At 56.5% G+C, this 20,286-nt stretch carries 22 protein-coding genes; 5 read left to right on the top strand and 17 right to left on the bottom strand.

Annotated elements, in window-relative coordinates; all coding sequences use genetic code 11:
- Positions 1-13: 13 nt before the first annotated feature.
- The 6 genes from hpaI to hpaG form a co-directional block, all read right to left on the bottom strand.
- Positions 14-808 carry a 4-hydroxy-2-oxoheptanedioate aldolase gene (gene hpaI / locus IM294_RS10345; protein ID WP_041911315.1) on the bottom strand — a complete coding sequence of 265 codons (795 nt, stop codon included), beginning with the start codon at positions 806-808 and terminating at the stop codon, positions 14-16.
- Positions 809-818: 10 nt separating this feature from the next.
- Positions 819-1,622: a 2-oxo-hept-4-ene-1,7-dioate hydratase gene (gene hpaH, locus IM294_RS10340; RefSeq protein WP_048957186.1), complete on the bottom strand. Its 804-nt coding sequence runs from the start codon at positions 1,620-1,622 to the stop codon at positions 819-821.
- Positions 1,623-1,722: 100 nt separating this feature from the next.
- Positions 1,723-2,103 carry a 5-carboxymethyl-2-hydroxymuconate Delta-isomerase gene (locus tag IM294_RS10335; RefSeq protein ID WP_126817900.1) on the bottom strand — a complete coding sequence of 127 codons (381 nt, stop codon included), beginning with the start codon at positions 2,101-2,103 and terminating at the stop codon, positions 1,723-1,725.
- Between the two features lie 9 nt (positions 2,104-2,112).
- Positions 2,113-2,964, bottom strand: coding sequence for a 3,4-dihydroxyphenylacetate 2,3-dioxygenase (gene hpaD / locus IM294_RS10330; protein WP_045259527.1), 852 nt, complete (start codon positions 2,962-2,964; stop codon positions 2,113-2,115).
- Positions 2,965-2,966: 2 nt separating this feature from the next.
- On the bottom strand, positions 2,967-4,433 hold the full coding sequence (gene hpaE / locus IM294_RS10325) for a 5-carboxymethyl-2-hydroxymuconate semialdehyde dehydrogenase (RefSeq protein WP_045631049.1): 1,467 nt from the start codon (positions 4,431-4,433) through the stop codon (positions 2,967-2,969).
- Positions 4,430-5,707, bottom strand: a complete 1,278-nt coding sequence (gene hpaG / locus IM294_RS10320; RefSeq protein ID WP_126817897.1) for a 4-hydroxyphenylacetate degradation bifunctional isomerase/decarboxylase — start codon at positions 5,705-5,707, stop codon at positions 4,430-4,432. Before hpaG ends, hpaE begins: the two co-directional genes overlap by 4 nt.
- Positions 5,708-5,978: 271 nt before the next feature.
- On the opposite strand from hpaG, the gene hpaR reads away from it, so the two are divergent.
- Positions 5,979-6,419 carry a homoprotocatechuate degradation operon regulator HpaR gene (gene hpaR / locus IM294_RS10315; protein WP_126817895.1) on the top strand — a complete coding sequence of 147 codons (441 nt, stop codon included), beginning with the start codon at positions 5,979-5,981 and terminating at the stop codon, positions 6,417-6,419.
- Between the two features lie 83 nt (positions 6,420-6,502).
- Positions 6,503-8,167, top strand: a complete 1,665-nt coding sequence (tsr, locus tag IM294_RS10310) for a methyl-accepting chemotaxis protein (protein WP_126817893.1) — start codon at positions 6,503-6,505, stop codon at positions 8,165-8,167.
- 90 nt (positions 8,168-8,257) lie between these two features.
- On the opposite strand, the gene IM294_RS10305 is transcribed toward tsr, so the two are convergent.
- The 10 genes from IM294_RS10305 to IM294_RS10260 form a co-directional block, all read right to left on the bottom strand.
- A complete protein-coding gene (locus tag IM294_RS10305; protein WP_048959798.1) occupies positions 8,258-8,773 on the bottom strand; it encodes a GNAT family N-acetyltransferase in 516 nt (171 codons plus the stop codon).
- Entirely contained in the window at positions 8,773-11,064 is a 2,292-nt protein-coding gene (gene opgB / locus IM294_RS10300) for a phosphatidylglycerol--membrane-oligosaccharide glycerophosphotransferase (protein ID WP_126817892.1), read from the bottom strand. The genes IM294_RS10305 and opgB overlap by 1 nt, the downstream gene beginning before the upstream one ends.
- A gap of 268 nt (positions 11,065-11,332) precedes the next feature.
- Entirely contained in the window at positions 11,333-11,815 is a 483-nt protein-coding gene (locus IM294_RS10295) for a DUF2501 domain-containing protein (protein ID WP_048959799.1), read from the bottom strand.
- Positions 11,816-11,899: 84 nt separating this feature from the next.
- On the bottom strand, positions 11,900-12,637 hold the full coding sequence (dnaC, locus tag IM294_RS10290) for a DNA replication protein DnaC (RefSeq protein ID WP_028015417.1): 738 nt from the start codon (positions 12,635-12,637) through the stop codon (positions 11,900-11,902).
- Positions 12,634-13,179 (bottom strand): primosomal protein DnaT, encoded by a 546-nt coding sequence (gene dnaT, locus IM294_RS10285; protein ID WP_028015418.1) that lies wholly within the window; start codon positions 13,177-13,179, stop codon positions 12,634-12,636. The genes dnaC and dnaT overlap by 4 nt, the downstream gene beginning before the upstream one ends.
- A 147-nt stretch (positions 13,180-13,326) precedes the next feature.
- Entirely contained in the window at positions 13,327-13,755 is a 429-nt protein-coding gene (locus IM294_RS10280) for an organic hydroperoxide resistance protein (protein WP_013095463.1), read from the bottom strand.
- Between the two features lie 84 nt (positions 13,756-13,839).
- Complete coding sequence (locus IM294_RS10275; protein ID WP_028015419.1) at positions 13,840-14,292, bottom strand: MarR family winged helix-turn-helix transcriptional regulator; 453 nt, start codon at positions 14,290-14,292, stop codon at positions 13,840-13,842.
- 41 nt (positions 14,293-14,333) lie between these two features.
- Entirely contained in the window at positions 14,334-14,975 is a 642-nt protein-coding gene (locus IM294_RS10270) for a TetR family transcriptional regulator (RefSeq protein WP_028015420.1), read from the bottom strand.
- A 67-nt stretch (positions 14,976-15,042) separates the two neighbouring features.
- Positions 15,043-15,516, bottom strand: coding sequence for a threonine/serine exporter (locus tag IM294_RS10265; RefSeq protein WP_041911301.1), 474 nt, complete (start codon positions 15,514-15,516; stop codon positions 15,043-15,045).
- The gene (locus IM294_RS10260; RefSeq protein ID WP_028015422.1) at positions 15,507-16,283 is read right to left on the bottom strand and encodes a threonine/serine exporter ThrE family protein; all 777 of its coding nucleotides are present in this window, start codon (positions 16,281-16,283) and stop codon (positions 15,507-15,509) included. The genes IM294_RS10265 and IM294_RS10260 overlap by 10 nt, the downstream gene beginning before the upstream one ends.
- A 408-nt stretch (positions 16,284-16,691) precedes the next feature.
- Here IM294_RS10260 and IM294_RS10255 point away from each other — a divergent pair, with 408 nt between their 5' ends.
- Positions 16,692-17,429, top strand: coding sequence for a LuxR C-terminal-related transcriptional regulator (locus IM294_RS10255; protein WP_041911300.1), 738 nt, complete (start codon positions 16,692-16,694; stop codon positions 17,427-17,429).
- Positions 17,426-18,061 carry a DNA-binding transcriptional activator BglJ gene (gene bglJ / locus IM294_RS10250; RefSeq protein ID WP_041911299.1) on the top strand — a complete coding sequence of 212 codons (636 nt, stop codon included), beginning with the start codon at positions 17,426-17,428 and terminating at the stop codon, positions 18,059-18,061. Before IM294_RS10255 ends, bglJ begins: the two co-directional genes overlap by 4 nt.
- Positions 18,062-18,101: 40 nt before the next feature.
- Here bglJ and IM294_RS10245 read toward each other — a convergent pair whose 3' ends face one another.
- Entirely contained in the window at positions 18,102-18,560 is a 459-nt protein-coding gene (locus tag IM294_RS10245) for a YbaK/EbsC family protein (protein WP_023331967.1), read from the bottom strand.
- 328 nt (positions 18,561-18,888) lie between these two features.
- On the opposite strand from IM294_RS10245, the gene IM294_RS10240 reads away from it, so the two are divergent.
- Positions 18,889-20,235, top strand: a complete 1,347-nt coding sequence (locus tag IM294_RS10240; protein WP_028015425.1) for a PTS sugar transporter subunit IIC — start codon at positions 18,889-18,891, stop codon at positions 20,233-20,235.
- The last annotated feature ends 51 nt before the right edge of the window (positions 20,236-20,286 follow it).

The following is a 20,286-nucleotide window of genomic DNA, read 5'->3' as shown; positions in this document are numbered from 1 at the left end:
CCACATCGTACGTTTAGTAGACGGATTTATTGTTATCAACTGCTGTGGTGACGTCGGTAAAGCGGGCCGCCAGCGCTTCGGCGCTGCGGGCGAGCAGGGTGGTATCCACACCGACCGCCACAAACAATGCGCCGAGGCCGAGATAGCGTTTCGCCAGCTGTTCATTCGCCATCAGGATGCCGGGCGCTTTGCCCGCGCTGAGGATCTGGGCGATCGCCTGCTCGATGGCGGCCTGCACCTCCGGGTGCTGCGGATTGCCGGCAAAGCCCATGTCGGCGCTCAGATCCGCCGGGCCGATAAACACGCCGTCGACGCCTTCCACGTCCAGGATCTGCGGCAGGTTTTTCAGCGCCTCGCGGGTTTCGATCTGCACCAGCACGCACATGGCGTCGTTAGCCTGATGCAGGTAATCCGGGATGCGATTCCAGCGCGAGGCGCGCGCCAGGGCGCTGCCGACGCCGCGAATGCCCGCAGGCGGGTAGCGGGTGGCGCTTACCGCCAGCCGCGCCTCGTCAGCGTTTTGCACCATCGGCACCAGCAGGGTTTGCGCCCCCACGTCCAGCAGCTGCTTGATCTGCACCGGATCGTTCCACGACGGGCGCACTACCGGCTGGCTGGGATAAGGGGCGATGGCCTGGAGCTGGGTCAGGACGGTCTGCACGCTGTTCGGCGCGTGCTCGCCGTCGATCAGCAGCCAGTCAAAACCGGCCCCGGCCAGCAGCTCTGCGCTGTAGCTGCTGGTCAGCCCCAGCCATAAACCGATTTGCGGGCGGCCCGCCTTCAGCGCCGCTTTGAATGCGTTTTGCATGGTCGCCTCCTTATACAAAGCGACAGCTGATGGAGCCCATGTTGCCGTAGTCAACATGGAAGGTGTCGCCCCTGCTGGCGGCAACCGGACGGGTAAACGAGCCGCCGAGGATGATCTGTCCGGGCTCAAGCTGCACGTCGTACGGCGCGAGCTTGTTCGCCAGCCACGCCACGCCGTTCGCCGGGTGGTTAAGCACGCCTGCGGCGACGCCGGTCTCTTCGATCACGCCGTTGCGGTAGAGCAGGGCGGAGATCCAGCGCAGATCCAGCGCGTCGGGCTTAATCGGACGACCGCCGAGGATCACCCCGGCGTTGGCGGCGTTGTCGGAGATGGTGTCGAACACCTTGCGCGGGCGCTGGGTCTCCGGGTCAACGTTGTGGCAGCGGGCGTCGATCAGCTCCAGCGCGGGGATGACGTAGTCCGTGGCGTTGTAGACGTCGAAGATCGTGCAGTTCGGGCCGCGCAGCGGTTTTGCCAGCACGAAGGCCAGCTCCACTTCAATGCGCGGGACGATAAAGCGATCGACGGGGATGTCGCTGCCGTCGTGGAAGAACATGTCGTCCAGCAGCGCGCCGTAGTCCGGCTCGCTAATCTGCGAGCTGGCCTGCATCGCTTTCGATGTGAGGCCAATCTTGTGGCCTTTCAGCACGCGGCCTTCGGCAATTTTCAGGCTCACCCATTCGCGCTGTACGGCGTAGGCGTCTTCGATGGTGATCTCCGGGTACTCCAGCGAGATCGCGCGGATCTGCTCCCGGGACTGTTCCGCCTGATGCAGGCGCTGGGCGATCAGGGTATGGGTGTGTTTGTCGAGCATGGCGATATCCTGTTTTTGCCGGGTGGCGCGTAGCGATCCCGGCCTACGTTCTTGGCAGTTGTAGGCCCGGTAAGCGAAGCGCCACCGGGCGAGCAGACGGCTACTTAAACAACGCGTGCACGTTGTTTTGTTTGTAATTGAGCGTCGGATCGAGTTCTTCCATGGCGAACGACAGCGCCAGATAGCGCTCCGACATCAGCTCCGCGAAGTGGGTTTTGATCAGCGCAAACAGCATCTCCCCCACGGCTTCCCGGCTCTCCAGGCTTCGCCCGGCGCCGATCTTCAGCGTCATATGCACAAAGGCGTAATCATGCTTACCGTCCGCCATCTGCCAGGTGTCCAGCCAGTGGGCGCGGCTGCGGATGCCGCCGAGCGGGAAGATCCCCGTGGCGGCCAGCGCCTCGTTCACTTTGGCGAACAGCCCCGGCAGGTCGGCCTGCGCGCGGATATTGTCGGTACATTCAGCAATAAAGTGCGGCATAACGACTCCTTATGCGGGCAGCGGGAAAACGGCGTTGACCTGGCCGGTGCCGGAGCTGGCGAACAGCTCGGTGAGAAACTCCACCTTGCCGTCATAGCGGTCCCAGCCGAGCATCCCCAATAGCATCACCGTGTCGTGCATGTTGCCCTCGCCGTAGCAGTAGTCGGCGTACTCCGGCAGCATGCTGCAAAACTCTTTAAACTGGCCTTCGCGCCACAGCTTGACCACCCGCTCGTCCATCTGACGGTCGAACTCGCGGGTGTAGCTGTTCATCCCTTCCTCCGCGCGCTGGTCGTCGATAAAGCGGTGCGACAGCGAGCCGCTGGCGAGCACCGCCACGGTGCCGTCGTACTTTTCGATGGCGCTGACGATGGCCTCGCCCAGCCTGCGGCTGTCGGCAAAGTCGTGAACCGTGCAGAACGCGGAGATGGAGATCACTTTGAAGTGCTTATCCGCGTTCATGTAGCGCATCGGCACCAGCGTGCCGTACTCCAGCTTGAGGCTCGGGATGTTGTGCGCCTTGGCGCGCACGCCGAGCTTCACCGCTTCGTCGGCGATCAGCTGCCCGAGCTCCGGGTTGCCGTCGTAGTCGTAGGTCATGTCGCGGATAAAGTGCGGCAGCTCGTTACTGGTGTAGACGCCTGAAAAATGATCCGCACAGTTGATGTGGTACGCGCTGTTTACCAGCCAGTGGGTGTCGAACACGATGATGGTGTCCACGCCCAGCTCGCGGCAGCGCTTGCTGATCTCTTTATGCCCGTCGATGGCCGACTGGCGGCAGCCGTGGTTTTTCCCCGGCAGCTCGGAAAGATACATCGACGGCACGTGGGTGATTTTTGCCGCTAACGCTAGCTTGCCCATTGTCAGATCCCCCATTTTGGAATCGGATGGTCGCCCATGGAGATGCAGACGTTCTTCATCTCCGCGAACACTTCAAAGCTGTACTCGCCGCCCTCGCGCCCGGTGCCGGAGGCCTTCACGCCGCCAAACGGCTGGCGCAGGTCGCGCACGTTCTGGGTGTTCACGAACACCATGCCCGCTTCAATGCTGCGCGCCAGACGGAGCACCTTGCTGACGTCCTGGGTCCAGATGTACGACGCCAGGCCGTACTCCACGTCGTTGGCCAGCCGCAGCCCTTCCGCTTCGTCCTTAAACGGCAGCAGGCAGGCCACCGGCCCGAAGATCTCCTCCTGCGCCACGCGCATGCGGTTGTCGACGTCCGCCAGCACCGTCGGGCGCAGGAAGTTGCCGCCTTTAAGGTGTGCAGGCAGATCGACCGGTTTGTCCGGGCCGCCCGCCAGCAGGGTGGCGCCTTCCTCGATGCCGAGGCGGATATAGCCGGAGACTTTCTCCCAGTGCTGCTGGCTGATAAGCGCGCCAATCTGGGTGTTCGGATCGGTCGGATCGCCCACGCGCAGGCGATTGGCGCGTTCGGCGAAGCGCTTGACGAACTCCGGGTAAATGCTCTGCTGGATGAAGATGCGCGAGCCCGCGGTACAGCGCTCGCCGTTGATGGAGAAGATGGTGAACAGCGCGGCGTCCAGCGCGCGCTCGATGTCCGCATCTTCAAAAATCAGCACCGGGGATTTGCCGCCCAGCTCCATGGAATATTTCTTCAGCCCGGCGTTTTTCATGATGTTGCGCCCGGTGGCGGTGCCGCCGGTGAAGGAGACGGCGCGCACGTCGTGGTGGCGCACCAGCGCGTCGCCTGCCGTCGCCCCGTAGCCCTGCACCACGTTCAGCACGCCCGCCGGAATGCCCGCCTCCAGCGCCAGCTCGCCCAGACGGTCGGCGGTCAGCGGCGAGAGTTCAGACATCTTCAGTACCGCGGTATTGCCCAGCGCAAGGCACGGCGCGACCTTCCAGGTGGCGGTCATAAACGGCACGTTCCACGGCGACACCAGCGCGCAGACGCCCACCGGCTGCACCAGGGTGTAGTTGAGCATTTTGTCGTCGACCGGGTAGGTTTTGCCGTTCATCTGCTGGCACACCTCGGCGAAGAACTCGAAGTTGTGCGAGGCGCGCGGGATGAGCACATTTTTGGTCTGGTGGATCGGCAGGCCGGTGTCGGCGGTTTCCATGGCGGCGATCTCGGGCACGTTCTGGTCGATCAGATCCCCCAGGCGACGCATCAGGCGCGCGCGCTCCTTCATCGGCAGGTTGGCCCATTTCGGGAACGCCTCTTTAGCGGCGGCAACGGCCTGATGAATTTCCGCTTCACCGCCGGAGGCGACTTCCGCTAATACCTCGCCGGAGGCCGGATTAGTGGTATGGAAGTACTCGCTTCCGGCGACGTTTTTACCGTTGATCCAGTGGTTAATCTTTTTCATTTTGCAGTCTCCTCGCTGACAATCCGGTTCACCAGGCGGCCCACGCCTTCCACTTCCACCACCACTTCATCGCCCGGCACCACATCGGACAGCCCCTTCGGCGTGCCGGTGGCGATCATGTCGCCCGGCTGTAGGGTCATAAAATCGCTCAGATACGCAATCAGGTAAGGAATGCTGAAAATGAGATCGGCGGTGGTGCCTTCCTGACGCAGTTCGCCGTTGACGAAGGTGCGCAGGGTTAAGTTATGCGGATCAGGAATGGCTTCTTTCGGCACGATGTTCGGGCTGATGGGGGTTAATCCGTCGCGGCTTTTGACCCGCAGGTTTGGGCGGTAGTAATTTTCCAGGTAGTCGCGGATGGCGTAGTCGTTGCAGACCGTGTAGCCCGCGACATACTCCATCGCCTCGGCTTCGCTCACCTTACGCGCGGTTTTACCGATGACCACCACCAGCTCCGCCTCGTAGTGCATGTATTCGATATTGTTCGGGCGCACCGAGGTCTGGTTGTCGCCATTGAAGGTGTTCGGCGCTTTGATAAACACCAGCGGCTCGGTGGGCGGCTTGAAGTCCAGCTCGCTGGCATGATCGGCGTAGTTAAGACCGAGGGCGAACAGCGTGGCGTGTTCAGGCGTGCGGTGGGCAAGGGCGACGTCGCGCTCGTTCACCACCGGGTTTTCCAGCGGTGGGAAACCTTCCGCCAGAATCCGCACGCGATCGCACGGGCGGATCTCCACGCGGCTTTGCGGTGTGCCGAGCAGGATCGCATCGCCGGGATTGAGGGTGGCGAATTCGCTCAGGGCGCTCAGCAGTTCGGCGGCGCTGCGCTGCAGATCGGCGGTGTTCCAGTGGTCCGCTTCGCGGCCGTTGATCTCGGTGATGATGGTCAGGTTGTCGACGTTATCAACGGCGGCCAGCTCGCCAAGCGGGCAAAAGCCGTCCCGGCATTTGGCCTTAATGGCCGGACGGTAGAAGCTCTCTTCCGGCAGGCTCACCTCGTTGGCCAGCGCGTACCCGGCGATGTAGGCTGCGGCGTCCTCTACGCGCACCCTGCTGGCGGTTTTACCCACAACCAGCGCCACCGTCGCGCCGCTTAACACCGTTTCCCCCTGCGGGAAAGGAATGGGCTCGCCCGCGCGAATCACCGTGTTGCGCGGTTTGATAAACCACACCGGCGTTTTTGGCGGCGTGTTGTAAGGGGCTTTTTCAAACGCCTCAGCCCAGGCTTCTTGCTGACTCTGGTGGTTCAGCGCGACGGCAAATACGGTACCTTTCATTCACCTACTCCTCACCCCGACGGTCCGGGTTATGATTTCATTAATATGTTAATGATCTGTTTTTATGCTTTTGCTGTTTATTTCGCAATCAGAAGTGAAGAATTTGTGATATGAATAACAATAAATTTACATTATGGATTTTAATCCTATGTAAATCAGTTGATTAATAAAAACGAATGGTTTCTGTTAGACTTTCTGGCAGGAAACGTGTTGTTTATAAAAACATCTTTTATGAATCGTTTACTTGTTAATGATGTGAAGGGGAGAGGCTATGCATGATTCATTAACCATCGCGCTTTTGCAGGCGCGGGAAGCGGCGATGTCGTACTTCCGTCCGATTGTGAAGCGGCATAACCTCACCGAGCAGCAGTGGCGCATCGTACGCGTGCTGGCTGAACATCCGTCGATGGATTTTCACGATCTGGCGTTTCGCACCTGTATTCTGCGCCCGAGCCTGACCGGCATTCTGACGCGCATGGAGCGCGACGGCCTGGTGCTGCGCTTAAAGCCGGTGAACGACCAGCGCAAGCTGTACGTGTCGCTGACCAAAGAGGGAAATGCGCTGTACGAGCACGCCCAGGCGCAGGTGGAAGAGGCGTATCAGCAGATTGAGGCGGAATACACCCCGGAGAAGATGAAGCAGCTGACGGCGCTGCTGAAAGAGTTTATTGAACTCGGAAACCGGCATAACGCAGCGCGGGAAGAAGAGTAAAAACCACAAATTCCAGGATGATTTTCGTAAAGTTTTCCCTTTCCAGGCCGAAAATTCTGTATCTGTCTGAGGAAAGAGAAAACATGTTAAACCGTATCAAGATTGTCACCAGCTTAATGCTGGTTTTAGCGATATTTGGCCTTTTACAACTCACATCCGGTGGTCTTTTCTTTAATGCTCTGAAGAATGACAAAGAGAATTTCACCGTCCTGCAAACCATTCGTCAGCAACAATCCACCCTTAACGGGAGCTGGGTTGCGCTGCTGCAAACCCGTAATACCCTGAACCGCGCGGGCATCCGCTACATGATGGATCAGAACAATATCGGCAGCGGCGCGACCGTTAACGATCTGATGCAGATTGCGTCTGCCTCGCTGAAACAGGCGGAAAAAAACTGGGCTGACTATGAAGCCCTGCCGCGCGACCCGCGTCAGAGCGACGCCGCTGCGCTGGAAATTAAACGTAACTACGATATCTACCACGGTGCGCTGGCTGAGCTAATTCAGCTGCTGGGGGCGGGCAAAATCAACGCCTTCTTCGACCAGCCGACCCAGAGCTACCAGGATGGATTCGAGAAGCAGTACGTGAGCTACCTGCAGCAGAACGACAAGCTGTACCAGATGGCGGTTGAAGACAGCAACAGCTCTTACACTCAGGCTATCTGGGTGCTGATCAGCGTGCTGATTGCCGTGCTGGTGGTGATCGTGGCCGTCTGGCTGGGTATCAAGCAGGCGCTGATCTCTCCGCTGACGCGTCTCATTGACAATATTCGCCACATCGCCAGCGGCGACCTGGTGAAGCGCATCGACGTGGAAGGCTCTAACGAGATGGGCGAACTGGCCGACTCGCTGCGTCATATGCAGGGCGAACTGGTGCGTACCGTGGGCGACGTGCGTAACGGCGCGAACGCTATCTATAGCGGCGCGAGCGAAATCGCGATGGGCAATAACGACCTCTCTTCCCGTACTGAACAGCAGGCCGCTTCACTGGAAGAGACCGCTGCCAGCATGGAGCAGCTGACGGCGACCGTTAAGCAGAACGCCGAGAACGCCCGTCAGGCGAGCCACCTGGCGCTAAGCGCGTCTGAAACCGCGCAGAAGGGCGGCAAGGTGGTGGACAACGTGGTGCAAACCATGCGTGACATCGCGGGCAGTTCGCAGAAAATTGCCGATATCATCAGCGTGATCGACGGCATTGCCTTCCAGACCAACATCCTGGCGCTGAACGCGGCGGTAGAAGCGGCGCGTGCGGGCGAACAGGGTCGTGGATTTGCGGTGGTGGCAGGAGAAGTGCGTAACCTGGCCCAGCGCAGCGCTCAGGCAGCACGTGAGATCAAGAGCCTGATTGAAGACTCCGTGGGACGCGTGGAAGTGGGTTCAACGCTGGTGGAAAGCGCCGGTGAAACCATGGGTGAGATCGTGAACGCGGTGACCCGCGTGACCGATATCATGGGCGAGATTGCCTCTGCGTCCGACGAGCAGAGCCGCGGTATCGACCAGGTGGGCCTGGCGGTGGCAGAGATGGACCGCGTGACCCAGCAGAACGCCTCGTTGGTGGAAGAGTCAGCCGCAGCGGCGGCGGCGCTGGAAGAGCAGGCGAGCCGTCTGACGCAGGCCGTGGCAGTGTTCCGCATTCAACAGGAGCAGATGAAGGCGCGCGAGTTCGCTGCCGCGAAAAGCGTTGCCGCGCCGGTGATGTCGCGTAAAGTCGCGACGGCGGACGCGGGCGATAACTGGGAAACGTTCTGATCCAGCGCGTTGTGCCGGGTGGCGGCTACGCCTTACCCGGCCAACGGAAGCTTGTTGTAGGCCCGGTAAGCGAAGCGCCACCGGGCGATATCAAAGCGGCAGGCGCATGGCGCAGCGGGAGTCATACGCTAAACCGTGCGCCGTCTCTTCTTCGCGTTTTTCACGCAATTCAGGCGTCAGCCTCGTCATCATTTCAAACCCCAGCCGCGCATAGAAGGGCGCATTCCACGGCACGTCCCGGAACGTCGTCAACGTCAGCGATCTCAGCCCCTTTTGGCGGGCATGGTCAGCCGCACAGGCGATGAGTTGCCGACCGATCCCTTTTCCCTGCCAGGCCAGATCGACCGAGAGCTCCACAATAAACAACGACGAAGGGTGTGCTTCAGTGAGAATAAACCCCACGGGACGGTCGTTCGCCAGCGCCAGCCAGCTTAGCCCCCGTTCGGCATAGTCGAGATGCTGTTCAGCGGAAATGACCTCGCCATCGGCAAGCCAGGCGAGGTCGGGGTAGTCACGAAAACGCTCGCCCGCCGCGCGCTCAATGGCGGGCAGGGCGGCAACGTCGTCGGAATGTGTGGGCCGAACGGTGAGGTTAAGGGCGACCATCAGCCTGCGCGACTCACGATTTTAATTTCAACCATGCCGATCCCGAGCTGGCGCGGTGAATGGCCGAGAATATTTCCTTCATTGGTGGACTGCGGGTCTGGCGGCACAATCACCAGGGTACTGCTGCGCGATGGATTCTCAAAATGCAGGGTGTGAGTGCTTACGTCATTTCCAAGCGTCAGCGTCTGCTCTTGATCGCCCACGCGCACCGGTACGGGTTTATTCGCGTTAGGCCCGTACGCCCTGGCCGTGATCACCAGATCAAATTGTTCCGGCAGCGGATGGGTGTACTCAATTTTCACCTCGTTGCCCAGCTGCGCGTTTGACCAGCGTCCCCACGACTCCGGACGGGAGATGCCGCTAAACTGCTTCACCTCTTCGGGCGCGCCGGCCACGTTAAAGATAAAGCTGTCCGCTTTATAGCGGATGTCGTTGTCGACGATTTTCAGCATGTCGATGTTGTGCTGATAGCGAGCCGTATCAATCACCGTATCTTTAAAGGCGGTTTTGCCTTTCCACTGGGCTTTGTCGACATGCTGCACGGTTTGCTCCCCGCCAAGCTGGCCCTGAGAGACGCACCAGTCCGTAGAGAGCGCCAGCGGCTGCGACCAGAGCTGACCCATTTTGTAACACCGGTCAATCCAGACGAAGTTATCGCGAGGGGCGAAATCGGCCAGCTGGAAGCGCAGCGGTGCGGAATACTCGCTTTCCGGCAGCGGTTCGACGCGACTATCCGACACGCGCACCAGCAGCGGCAGGCGGAAATTGCTGCCGGAGAAGGCAACGGTGTTTTTATCCCGATCGACGGTGAAGTCTTTCATCTCTTTCGGGAAATTCCACAGGCGGATGATGTCGGGCTTCCAGGCGAGGATTTTCTCCTTCATGTTGAGGAACACTTCCGACAGGGATTGCCCCGACAGCGTGCTGCGCCCGAGGCCAATAAAGTTGTCGCCCCCCAGAATGTCCAGCACGGTTGCGCCGTTATCCATGGAGTTGCGTTTGGTGGCGATTAACTCCTGCTGCGGCTGGTCGCCGCGCAGCACGAAAAACAGGTTGCTGCGATCCTGCTTGCTGAGCTGGTCCCACGCGCTGTTTTTCATCGCCAGATGGTCAGACGATACGACGATGACGGTGTTTTTAAACCACGGCGAGGCTTTGATTTTCTCGACCAGCGCGGCGATGTGCTCCTGGCTACAGGTCACGGCGCTGAAAGACTTGTTGTTTTTGCCGTCCACGTCATAGCTTTTTCGCTTACAGGTGCGCGAGACGAACCCGTCCGGATGGTGCGTATCTACCGTCAGCGCAAAGAGAGAAAAACGCTTCCCGGCGCGGGAAAGTTCCTCGAATTTCTTCCAGGTTTCGTCCAGCACCGTATCGTCATAGAAGCCCCAGTCGTTGCGGTAGGTGGGATCGGCAACCGTCGTTTTTAACTCTTCTGAGCCAAACAGGTGGTCAAAACCGTGGGATTTCAGGAACACATCTTTTCCGGCAAAGCGCAGGTTTGCTCCCTGCATAAAGTAGTTTTCATAGCCGGAGTTTTTCAGGATATCGCCCAGGCAAATATTCTGCGGGAAGAACGTCGACATCGAGGCGGAGGCGTTGCCTTCAAAAGGTGCGAACAGCGGGATACCGCACTGGGAGGCCACCATCCCGGCGATAGTGTAATCTGTGCCGGGTAACTGCATGGTGTGGCTGAAATCGAGGCCTTCGTTTTTCAGCGCGCCCAGTTCCGGCGTGAGGTTCGGAAACGCATCGTTATCAAAGTAGGTGCGCTCCAGGCTTTCACCGTAGATGTAGACCAGGTTGAGCTTCGGGTTGGCGATCGTTTTCGACGGCTCTTTATAGTAGGCCACGAAGTCCGGATCGCCGTCGCGCGACTGGGATTTTACAAGCTCGGTGATCTGATGAAACGCGGGGCTGGCGTCGACGGAGGCCAGCGCCAGGAAAAGCGCCAGCAGGCTGTAGCCATGATGGTGAGGAAGATGGCGACGGCGGCGCAGCACCCAGGCGAGCGCGCCGAAAATCGTCACCAGCGCCACGATCAGTCCCAGCCCCGGAAGGATGTATTTACCTACTCCCGCGCCCGTCAGGCTGTTCGTCAGGGTGTAGAGCACGGCATCGTTAATGCCGTCGCCGGTGAAGTAATCGCTGGCGTATAAGGTAATGTTTAAAACGATAAAAATGCCGAGCACCACCAGCGTGGCGATAAACCACCAGGTGTTACGGCCGGCTTTCCAGGCATAAACGCCGACGGAAGCCAGAAAAAGGATAAGAGAGATGAATTCTGACAACAGCATATCCTCATGGCGCCAGGTGCTTCGCTGGCTAACTGTTTATTTTTGGTAAGACAATGTAATGGCGATGTCGTTTAGCTGCAATTTTAGTGTCACGAAAGTGTGCTGTTGTTAGGATTTGGTTTATAAAATCGTTTTTATGAGGATGGTCGCATCCTGACAAACGGACGCTGAGACGGTGGCAGGTTGGAAAAACGCTCGTTTAACGCCGCGATGCAAGCCTATCGCATTAAACGCGGCGTGTTGTGGCAGAAAATGGGGTGGATCAGGAGATGAAATTAACGCCTTGTTTCAGCACCAGATCGCAGGCTTTGGTTTTCACCTGTTTTGCCAGGGCGGAGTTGCCGAGGGTGCTCAGATTCAGCTGTTGGCCGTTTTGCGCGTTAAGCAGGCCCTGAATGCCGTCCATATAGCTGGTATCCGCTTTTTGCTCCTGCGTGTCGAGACCCAGTTTACCCAGCACCTGGTTTTTCACGTTTTGCGCGTCGGTCACCGAGGCCAGCTTTTGCTTAGCGCAATATTCCAGAATCCCCGCCGCGTTGTTCATCGTGCCCGCGCTCAGGCTCTGGGAACTGTTGCTCAGCAGGCTGGTGAGAGAAGAGGCCGAGAGCCCGCCCTGGGCGCTGCTGCTCTCTTTGGTCAGCTCATTCGCTGCGCTTGACAGGGACTCCTGCCACGAAGCCGCTTGTGCTGCGCCGGTAACCAGCAGCGCGCCTAAAAAGGTGCTGATAAGAATCTGTTTTTTCATAATGGCTTTCTCAAAAAGGTCCGTTTTGGGCCGGAAGGGGTTCCAGTATATACCTGCGCCCTGCTGGCGATTCCTGGAACTGTCTTAATACTCTTTGCCGGTGACGCGGCTGCGGTAACTGTCCCAGTCGAAAATGACATACAGACTGTTGCCCAGCTTCATGCGGTCCATGACGCGTTCGCCCAGTAAGCGGGTCATCTCGTCAATGTTGTGGTTCGTCAGCATCCCGGTGGGACGTTTGGACGAAGAGCGGCGATCGACTATCTGGTTAATGATGACCTTTTCATAACGGGATTCGGTCTGAACGCCAATCTCGTCGATGACCAGTAGATCGACATTGCTCAGATCGTTAAGAAGCTGCTCTTCGCTGGTTTCACGGTTACTGAAGGTGTCTTTCATGGCGGACATGATATCGGCCACGGTGATGATGAGGACCGATTTACCGCGCAGAAGCAGTTCGTTGCAGATGGCGGCCGCGAGGTGGTTTTTACCTGTGCCCGGCTTGCCGCTAAAAATGAAGCTGGCGATATTGCCGTCAAATTCATCCACGTACTGACGCGCGGCGGCGAGCGCGTTCATCTGCCCGCTGGTCTCAATTTTATAGTTATCAAACGAGCAGTTCTGATGCAGGGGACGAATACCGGAGCGGTTAAAGGTGCGCTGCATTTTCATCGCCCGGTTTTCGCGGGCGAGCGCGGCGGCACGAATTTTACCTTGCTCCTTTTGCCACGCCAGCAGCTCTTCGCCCGTGGTGAAGGCGGGCTTCACGTTGGCTGGCATCATTTTTTGCAGACGTTTCATCAGGTCGCCGACGTTCTTCATTTCGCACCTCGGAATCCACTCGGGATCTGTTTATCCGGTTCTGAAAACGTGTTGATATCGCGCTTAGGCTGGCCATTGTTACTGGCGCGGGTAATTTGAAGATGACGCGCGAGCTTTTGCTGCCACTGAATGTGGGTGAACACTTTGCCTTCCGCCTGCCACCAGGCGATAAACGCGGCGAGCTCTTCCGCGGTGGCTGGCTGGGTTAACGCAATGCCCCACAATGCTGCCTGCCGCTGAAAATCTGCGTCAGGCTGCCAGCCCGCGTACAGGACAAATTTGCCCATCGGAACGGTTAGCGGGGTATTAACCGGTTCTTCAAAAAACTGGTTATCCAGCGTGACGTCGCTTGCCGGACGTGACATCTGCGCTTCGATCTCCAGAAGCTGCGCCAGACGTTCCGGCGTGATTGCGTAAAACGCCGGCGCGTTGTCGGCAAAAACCGCAACCGTGCCGCCTTCGGCGTGGGTCAACACACCGCGTGGGTCGCGCATAAAGGCATCAATGCCAGCAATGCTGGTGGTCAGAATTCTGGAGGACATAACGCTTACTCAACTGATTACTACGGGCGTGATATGGGCTTATGGTAGCACAGAGAGGGGAGGGGATGGAGGGGATTTCCCCGGTGGCGCTGCGCTTACCGGGGCTACAGTCGTAGGCCTGAAAAGCGCAGCGCCATCAGGCAGTTATCACGCGATGATATTCAGCGTCACGTCGATGTTGCCGCGGGTCGCGTTAGAGTACGGGCAAACGATATGCGCCGCATCGACCAGCTTTTTGGCTTCCGCAGGATCCATACCTTCAACGTGGATATTCAGTTTTGCTTCGATACCAAAACCGGTCGGCAGCGGGCCGATACCCACTTCGCCTTCAATAAACGCTTCTTTTGGCAGGGTAAATTTGTCGCGAGCCGCCACAAACTTCATCGCGCCCAGGAAGCAGGCAGAGTAACCCGCAGCAAACAGCTGCTCAGGGTTCGTGACTTCTCCACCCATACCGCCCATCTCTTTGGGCACGCCCAGTTTAACGTCCAGAACTCCATCGGAAGAGGTCGCGCGGCCGTCACGGCCCCCGGTTGCTTTTGCTTTGGCGGTATAAACAACTTTTTCTAAAGACATGGCAGGTTCCTCATCTTGCTTTAATGTGTGCTATTAAATAGCGTGCGATATATATGGTTAAATAATAACGCGTAAAGTATAGCCTTACGCGCGTTGAATCTGTTGTCGCAAAAGTTCCAGCTGCTGCTTGAGCGCCAGCATGGTGTCGGTATCACACTGTGCGGCGCACCCCACCGCGTGTGGGATACCCAGTGCCTGCTGCTGAAGTTCACGTCCGGCTTCAGTCAGCGTGACGGCGACCTGACGTTCATCTTTACGCGAGCGGTGGCGGTTGATTAGCCCTGCGCTTTCCAGACGCTTCAGAAGCGGCGTCAGCGTTGCGGAGTCAAGGAACAGCCGTTCACCGATGTCCGACACCGTCACGTCATCCTGCTCCCACAGCACCAGCATCACCAGATATTGCGGGTAAGTCAGGTTTAGCGGCGCAAGCAGTTGCCGGTACAGCTTATTAAGCGCCAGATTTGCCGAATAGAGGGCAAAACAGAGCTGGTTATCCAGCAGGAGCGCAGCGGTCGTGTCGTTCGTTTTTGCGTTCATGAAATGAATATAGATTGTGCGCGATTTAATTGCAAGCAATTTTAGGGGCAGGTATAACGCAGCGCCACCTGAACGGCCATTTTACGGTAGTGCTGGCGCTGGGCCTGCTCGTCTGCACCCTCTTCAAACAGCAGGGTGAAGGTGTAGCTGTTGGCAACGTAGTGAAAGCTGAAGCTGCTGATCAGACGGTGAAGGTCGCGGGCGTCAACCGTCTGGCTGAAAAGCTGTTTTTCTTTGCCCCGGCGCAGGATACCTTCCAGCAGGTCGAGCGCGCTGCGGTTGACCTGCCGCAGATAGTTTGACTGCTGCATAAAACGGCCGCGCTGCATGTTTTCCATGCAGATAATGCGGATGTAATCCGGGTGGTCGGCATGATAGTCAAAGGTGGCTTCAACCAGATGGACCAGCGCTTCGACGGGAGGCATATCCGCCAGGCTAAGCGCCTTTTCACTGGCGCGAATTTGGGTGTAAACGTACTCCAGGACGAGCAGGTAGAGATTTTCTTTGTTTTTAAAATGGTAAACGACCATGCGTTTGGTGGTACCTGCTTTCTCCGCGATCTGCTCCATGCGGGCGCCGTTTAGTCCAAATTCGGCAAACAGCGCGATAGCGCTCTGAAAAATTTTCTCTTTCAGGCTCGATTCTTCACTGTGATCGGGGTGTTCGCTGCCAGAGTTAGCCACATCCTTTCCTTATTTTTACCAAACGGACCAGAAAGATTATCTCCACGGCAGCGAAATAACACAAATATCAAACGCGCGGGCGTTTGCGGTAGAGCCATAGCCCGGGTATCGACAGCCCGATAGAGAGCGCACCGACGATGGAGGACGCCTTAAGAAAGTTGCTAAGGAGAAGGATCATCTGCGGCTCGGTGTAGCCAAAATGGCTGATTTTCACCGCGGAAATCATCGCCGTATAGGCAGATATGCCGGGGAACATCGGGATAACGGCGGCGACGGTGAACACTTTCGGATGCGCCAGATACCAGCGCGACCACTGAATACCGATGCTGCCGACCAGCATAGAGGCGATAAACGTCGACCATTCGATGTTAAAGCCCGCCGTCATCATCACCATTCGCGAGCCGTGGCCAATTGCGCCCAGCAGCGCACACCACGGCAGAGCGCGTTGCGGAACGTTAAATACCATCGCAAAGCCGACGGCAGGAATGGCCGCCAGGGCCATGTCCTGTGCCAGCGCCAGCAGAAAATCTATCACGCCCATCCTCGTAACCCCCACAGCGTCATCGCCATCACCACGCCGATGCAGGTCGCCAGCGTCAGCAGGCTGGCGATAGCCCAGCGTGCCAGCCCGGTATTGATGTGCCCTTTAAACATGTCGGCAACGGCGTTAATCAGCGGGAAGCCCGGCACCAGCAGAAGCACGCTGGCGGCCATCGCAATCGTCGGGGTAGCGGCAAACTGCGGCAGGCGCAGCAGCAGGCCAGACACCGTAGTGGCAACAAACGCGGTAATGCAGAAGTTAATTTGCGGGTGTAGCTGCCGGTGCGTCAGCAGCTGGCGCACGTACATGGCGATGCTGCTGGCGAAAAAGGTGACGATCGCGCCGTCCCAGCCGCCTTTATTGAGCTTACAAAAACAGGCGCATGACAGCCCCACCATGAGCACGACCAGCCAGCGTGGATAACGTAATGGCTTGATTTGGTTAAAACGTTTTTCAATCTCCTTGAGATCGAGAAGCTTATGCTCAGCCAGGATGACGATGTGCTGGACCTCGGTTACAACGTGCATATTAATGCCGCGGTCGTGGTTTTTACGGGTGGACGTAAGACACTGCCCGTCTTTAATGGTGGTCAGCACAATGGCGTTGGATGAGATAGCGCTCTCAACGCTGTCCATCCCCAGCGCCAGCCCCAGCCGGGTTGAGAGCTCCTCGACCAGCGCGCTTTCCGCGCCGTGCTGGAGCAGAAAAAGACCGCACTGAATACAGAGCCGCGTGATAGCACGTTGCGTTGACCGATCTGCCTGCATGTATTGTCCCGAAGATAAGGTGAATAGTTGCCGGTTGGCCCGTAATGCCTACTTTTAGCACAAAGTGCAGTGGCTCTTGCTGTGGGTCAGATCAAGGTTTATGCAAACAGTTCCCCCCCTCGTCACGACGACTTACAGGATTAATTTATTAATATGATGAATTATTAATTTGAAATAATAAAATATTTGTATTTAGAAATTCTAATTTTATTTTGTTGTTATTTTAATGTCTGCACAATTAAATTGATTTGCGCTTTATGAGATATTAGCACTGTTTTAGGCATTTCCTAAACTAAGAACATATCTCATCTTCTGCTTGTATTAATCTTTTTATACTCAGGGAAGAAAATATTTATACCTAGGTGCGTTTTACATGACGCACCGAAGGAAAATGGACACGGAGGGTCTATGTTGTCGTTGCCTGGTAAGCATGGCGTTGTCATTAGCCGGATACCCGTCATGCAGAATGGGTTAGGGGACGTGATGGCACGTCATTTCCCCGATTTTGAATTGACCTACTGCCGCTCACTGCAGGAGTTAACCCTGCTTCAGTTGCGCCGCGCAGATGTGATTATCGCCGACGTTTCAGGCGAATACAGGAACCCACGGGGTACGCTCGAAGAGTATTACCGCTTACTGAACCAGTACCGGGAAATCCACTGGATCTTTTTGGTCTCCCGGCCGTTTTACCCTATTGCCGTTGAGCTGCTTATGCGGCCGGAAAGCACGCTGCTTTCTGATATGGAACCTATCGAAGGTGTCGTTAACGCTATCCGGGCAGGGAGTGAACGCGCAGAACGGATAAGCCAGACGTTATTAACCCCAGAACCTGAGGAAAGTGAGGATGACGACGAACACTTTATTGCGCTCACGCACTCAGAACGTAAGGTGCTTCGCCTGTTAGGCAAAGGGTGGGGGATTAACCAAATCGCTACGTTGCTTAAAAAGAGCAATAAAACGATCAGTGCGCAGAAAAACAGTGCGATGCGAAGGCTGTCATTGCGGAGTAATGCCGATATGTACGCCTGGATCAACAGTACACAGGGAATGAGAGAGCTGAGTTTAATGTCAGCCTATGGAGAGTTCGAGGAATGGAAAAAACCGATTCAACAAGACATATCGCCATCATCGAAAATTGCTCGATGAGTGCGGTCGGGCTGCAGCATCTTTTTACGCAGCCTGAACTCAGCCAATATCAACTGCACCTGTTTAATGATTTTGATGGCTTTAAGAAAGCACTGCAACACGTGAATTTTTTCTCGCTGATCTATTCGCTTTCCGATGCGCGAGAAGAACGACGTAACTGCCTGGCGCATCTGCGGGATCTCGCGTTTACGCATAGCCATATTCAGCGCATTATCCTGGTCTCGGATGAGATGGAGGCGAGGTTGATTAGCCATCTTTCGCCTTCACGTCTTCACGGTGTGGTCAGTAAATCGGTGACCCTTGAACACCTGCTGAAGGAGTTAGTGGTATTGTTGAGCGAAACGCTGCGCATTAATGACAATATGCTTAACCACTGGTACTGCAGTCAGAACCGGATGTTAAGCCCAACGGAAAGAGCAATTTTACGTTATATGTCATGCGGATATTCCATTCCCGAAATCGCGGCGCAGCTTGAACGCAATATCAAGACTATTCGCGCGCATAAGTTTAATGCGATGGTGAAGCTAGGGGTGAATTCTGACGTAGGATTGCTTGATGCAGCGGATATTCTTACCCATCTTCCGGTTAGAGAACCGCGAACTGTGGGGCTAAGCAAACCGACATTTTTGTAACCTGTACCTTTTGCGCGCCAGATATGCCCTGGCGCGTCATTCAGATGCACACATCAACCCACTTTGCTGAAGTCAGCTCTGCCATTCTGTCCGGAGAAATACGTACGGCACTATGGATAGCGCCAGCGGCGGGGAGCACTTCAGCGTATTGTTTTAAAGAGATATCGCAGTAAACCGCAAGTGGGTTTTCAAGCCCAAACGGGCAGACGCCACCAACGGGATGACCCGTCACGGTAACCACTTCATCACTGCTGAGCATGCGTGCTTTCGCGCCAAACGTGTCTTTCAGTTTTTTGTTATCCAGACGCGCATCACCCTTCGCCACCACCAGAATCACCTCATTTTTAACCTTCAACGATAGGGTTTTGGCGATTTGTCCCGGCTCTACACGGTGGGCGGCAGCAGCCAGCGCAACGGTAGCCGTACTCTGGCTAAGTTCTATTACCTCTATTTCCGGCGCGTTGTCGGCAAAAAACTGCTGTACGGACTGCAAACTCATTGTTTCCTCCTGACAAATATCCTGCGTAATCTGTCATAAGAATTTATGCTCTGTAAATATCTCTTAAGTAACAAATATCCAGGATGGCTGATTTCTGGATCCTCTTCACAGTCACAGAAACCGGTTACAGTAACCGGTTGCAGAGCGTGATGCGTAGATTAATACTGAGTATGTAACGTCCCCTGTATCCAATAATAAGAGCCAATTATGAAACCATTTCGTCTGAGCAGTACCGCTGGTACGCAAGCCAGCAAGGTTGTGAAGCTGATTTATGGAACAACGTGCGGCGCGAGCGCGCCTGTAATAAACGTCTGACAGGAGATCAACCATGTCTGCCAACCATGCTGCGTTTAATCTGATATTCCGTTTCGTTGAAAATTACGTGAGCCCGATCGCCGGGCGGATCTCGTCCCAGCGTCATGTCATGGCTATTCGTGATGGGTTCATCTCCGCGATGCCGTTCATGATTGTGGGTTCATTTTTATTAGTGTTTGCTTACCCGCCGTTTTCGCCTGATACCACCTGGGGTTTCGCGCGCGCCTGGCTGGATATGGCGAAGCAGTTTGAAGGCCAGATCCTGACGCCGTTTGATATGACGATGGGCATTATGTCCATTTATATCTGCGCGGCCATCGCCTATAACCTTGGCAAACATTATGTCAAAACGCACCAGCTGGATCCGTTCATGTGCGCCATGCTGTCGCTGATGGCGTTTCTGCTGGTTGCCGCCCCGAAAACCAAAGGCACGCTTCCCGTCGACAGCCTGGGTGGAACGGGTATTTTTACCGCCATTCTGGTGGCGATTTACTGCGTTGAAATGATGCGTTTCCTGAAGGCGCATAACATCGGTATTCGCCTGCCGGACCAGGTGCCGCCGATGATCAAAAACTCCTTTGACCTGCTGATTCCGGTGCTGGTGGTGGTGTTAACGCTTTATCCGCTGAGCCTGGTGATTCAGTCTCAGTTTGACATGCTGATCCCACAGGCAATTATGTCCATCTTCAAGCCTCTGGTTTCCGCGGCGGATTCACTGCCCGCGATCCTGCTGGCGGTGTTGATTGGCCACCTGCTGTGGTTCGCCGGGATCCACGGGGCGGCTATTGTCTCCGGGATGCTGCAGATGTTCTGGCTGACTAACCTCGGAGCGAACCAGACCGCGCTGGCTGCCGGCCATCCTCTGCCACATATTTTTATGGAAGCCTTCTGGACGTTCTTCATCGTGATTGGCGGGTCGGGTGCGACGATGGGTCTGGTGATTTGCTATCTGCGCAGCCGTTCAGCGCATTTACGCTCTATTGGCCGATTGAGCGTGGTGCCCAGCTTCTTCAACATCAATGAACCCGTTATCTTCGGTACGCCGATTGTAATGAACCCGGTGTTCTTTATTCCGTTCCTGCTAGCCCCGATGGTTAACGCCGTGCTGGCCTGGGCGGCGATGACGTTTGATCTGATTGGTCGTGTTATTTCAGTTGTTCCCTGGACGGCACCGGCGCCGATAGGCGCAGCATGGGCCCTGGGCTGGGATTTCCGCGCGGCTATCCTGGTTGTGGTTCTCGCCTGCGTGTCGGCAATCATCTACTACCCGTTCTTCAAAGTGTACGAGAAGCAGCTGCTGGAGCAGGAAGCGGAAGAAGCACAGCGTAATGGGGAAGAGGACAATCAGCAGGTGGCTTAAAGACGTTGTGCCGGGTGGTGGCTGCGCCTTACCCGGCCTACGAGTCGAGGT

The sequence above is a fragment of the Enterobacter cloacae complex sp. P43RS genome (assembly GCF_014930585.1).
In the GTDB taxonomy this organism is placed as follows: Bacteria; Pseudomonadota; Gammaproteobacteria; order Enterobacterales; family Enterobacteriaceae; genus Enterobacter; species Enterobacter bugandensis.
The sequence above is the reverse complement of the archived record's forward strand: the minus strand, read 5'-3'. Positions and strand labels throughout refer to the sequence as shown.

Bases quoted from the DNA above. Each gene is read 5' to 3' on its own strand.
- IM294_RS10305 (WP_048959798.1), bottom strand. From the start codon at position 8,773: ATGGTCGCCCTTAACCTCACCGTTCGGCCCACACATTCCGACGACGTT.
- tsr (WP_126817893.1), top strand. From the start codon at position 6,503: ATGTTAAACCGTATCAAGATTGTCACCAGCTTAATGCTGGTTTTAGCG.
- IM294_RS10335 (WP_126817900.1), bottom strand. From the start codon at position 2,103: ATGCCGCACTTTATTGCTGAATGTACCGACAATATCCGCGCGCAGGCC.
- IM294_RS10295 (WP_048959799.1), bottom strand. From the start codon at position 11,815: ATGAAAAAACAGATTCTTATCAGCACCTTTTTAGGCGCGCTGCTGGTT.
- IM294_RS10255 (WP_041911300.1), top strand. From the start codon at position 16,692: ATGTTGTCGTTGCCTGGTAAGCATGGCGTTGTCATTAGCCGGATACCC.
- hpaR (WP_126817895.1), top strand. From the start codon at position 5,979: ATGCATGATTCATTAACCATCGCGCTTTTGCAGGCGCGGGAAGCGGCG.
- hpaG (WP_126817897.1), bottom strand. From the start codon at position 5,707: ATGAAAGGTACCGTATTTGCCGTCGCGCTGAACCACCAGAGTCAGCAA.
- IM294_RS10245 (WP_023331967.1), bottom strand. From the start codon at position 18,560: ATGAGTTTGCAGTCCGTACAGCAGTTTTTTGCCGACAACGCGCCGGAA.
- IM294_RS10265 (WP_041911301.1), bottom strand. From the start codon at position 15,516: ATGGGCGTGATAGATTTTCTGCTGGCGCTGGCACAGGACATGGCCCTG.
- IM294_RS10260 (WP_028015422.1), bottom strand. From the start codon at position 16,283: ATGCAGGCAGATCGGTCAACGCAACGTGCTATCACGCGGCTCTGTATT.
- IM294_RS10280 (WP_013095463.1), bottom strand. From the start codon at position 13,755: ATGTCTTTAGAAAAAGTTGTTTATACCGCCAAAGCAAAAGCAACCGGG.
- dnaT (WP_028015418.1), bottom strand. From the start codon at position 13,179: ATGTCCTCCAGAATTCTGACCACCAGCATTGCTGGCATTGATGCCTTT.
- IM294_RS10275 (WP_028015419.1), bottom strand. From the start codon at position 14,292: ATGAACGCAAAAACGAACGACACGACCGCTGCGCTCCTGCTGGATAAC.
- hpaI (WP_041911315.1), bottom strand. From the start codon at position 808: ATGCAAAACGCATTCAAAGCGGCGCTGAAGGCGGGCCGCCCGCAAATC.
- hpaH (WP_048957186.1), bottom strand. From the start codon at position 1,622: ATGCTCGACAAACACACCCATACCCTGATCGCCCAGCGCCTGCATCAG.
- hpaE (WP_045631049.1), bottom strand. From the start codon at position 4,433: ATGAAAAAGATTAACCACTGGATCAACGGTAAAAACGTCGCCGGAAGC.
- hpaD (WP_045259527.1), bottom strand. From the start codon at position 2,964: ATGGGCAAGCTAGCGTTAGCGGCAAAAATCACCCACGTGCCGTCGATG.
- bglJ (WP_041911299.1), top strand. From the start codon at position 17,426: ATGAGTGCGGTCGGGCTGCAGCATCTTTTTACGCAGCCTGAACTCAGC.
- IM294_RS10240 (WP_028015425.1), top strand. From the start codon at position 18,889: ATGTCTGCCAACCATGCTGCGTTTAATCTGATATTCCGTTTCGTTGAA.
- dnaC (WP_028015417.1), bottom strand. From the start codon at position 12,637: ATGAAGAACGTCGGCGACCTGATGAAACGTCTGCAAAAAATGATGCCA.